Source organism: Streptomyces sp. DvalAA-14 (genome assembly GCF_900091855.1).
Classification (GTDB): domain Bacteria; phylum Actinomycetota; class Actinomycetes; order Streptomycetales; family Streptomycetaceae; genus Actinacidiphila.
In genome coordinates this window covers 1-1388 of record NZ_FMCH01000330.1, presented here as the reverse complement: position 1 = coordinate 1388, position 1388 = coordinate 1, and the positions used below count along the sequence as shown (strand labels likewise).

The window sequence follows — 1388 nt, the reverse complement described above, 5'->3', positions numbered from 1 at the left end:
TCGGGGTGGTCGGGGCCTCGAACGGATCGACCGCGGGCAGCAGCAGCTGCGGCAGGACGGCGACGGCCGTGGTGCCGCCGGTCCCCTGCGGGCGCAACTGCACGCGCACGCCGTGCCGGTGGGCGAGGCGGGCCACCACGTACAGGCCCATGCCGGCGGCCGCCGCGGGCGCCGCCGGGTCGGGGTCGGCGAGCAGTTCGTTGAGCGCGTTGAGCCGCTCGTCGGGGATGCCGATGCCCGAGTCCTCCACCGAGAGCATCACCTCGCCGTTCTCCATCACCCAGCCGGCCAGCTGGATGGGGGTGGCCGGCGCGGAGAACCCGACCGCGTTGTCGAGGAGTTCGGCGATCAGGTGGCTGATGTCGTCGGCGGCCCGGCCGGCCACCCGGGCGTCGGGCATGGTGTGGATGCGGACTCGTTCGTAGCGCTCGATCTCGGAGATCGCGGCCCGGGCCACGTCGACCAGCGGGACCGGGCGGGCGGTGGCGCCGTGGCTGTGCTCGGTGCCGGTGAGCACCAGCAGATTCTCGCTGTTGCGGCGCATCCGGGTGGCGAGGTGGTCCAGCTTGAAGAGCTGGTCGAGCCGCTCCGGGTCCTGCTCGCGGTCCTCCAGTCCCTCGATCACGGTGAGTTGCCGCTCCACCAGGCCGAGCGTGCGCAGGCCCAGATTGACGTGGACGGCCTGGGCGGCGCCCCGCGCGGTGGCCTCGGCGAGCAGGCCGCCGAGCTCGGCGCGGCTGCGCAGCAGGTCGTCCCGGGTGCGCAGCAGGCCCTCGCGCTCGGCGATGAGCCCGTTGTGGGCCTGCGACAACGAGGCGCGGTCGGCGCTGAGTTCGTGCACCCGGATCCGCAGCGCCTGGGCTTCGTGAGTGAGCGCGTTGATCCGGCGGGCGACGGCGGCGAACTCGTCGGTGCCGATCGTCCGGACGCCCTCGCCGCTCTCGGCGTCGGAACGGGCCCAGCGGTGCAGGGCCGCCAGCTGCCGGGTGATGCCACGGAACAGGGTGACGAACACGGTCACCAGCACGATCAGGCACAACGCGGCGAGCGCGACGCGCAGTTCGAGGACGGTGACCTCGTGATCGCGGTGGTCGGCGGCCTGCCGGGCCTCGTCGGTGGCCGCGGACGCCTCGACGCCGCGCATCATGGCGAGCCGGGCGGTGAGCGCCGCGTCGGTGCGGGTGGCGCCCAAGGCGTCGTCGGCGGCGGTGAGTTGGTCCGCATTGAGGAGTTCGGTGAGGTCGCGCTCGGCCTGGGTCTCGTCGGGGCCGATCACCGTCTGGTCCCAGCGGCCGCGCAGGGCGGCGGGCGCCACGGCCCGGAAGTCGGCCAGCGCCGCCTGTTCCTGGAGGTGGGCGGTCCGGGCGGCGGCGACCGGGCCGCGGCTG

Annotated in this window: 1 protein-coding gene; it reads right to left on the bottom strand. The window is 74.6% G+C overall.

The window, feature by feature from the left end:
- On the bottom strand, positions 1–1388 hold a 1388-nt coding region (locus tag GA0115240_RS17005; RefSeq protein WP_141708867.1), incomplete at both ends, for a sensor histidine kinase.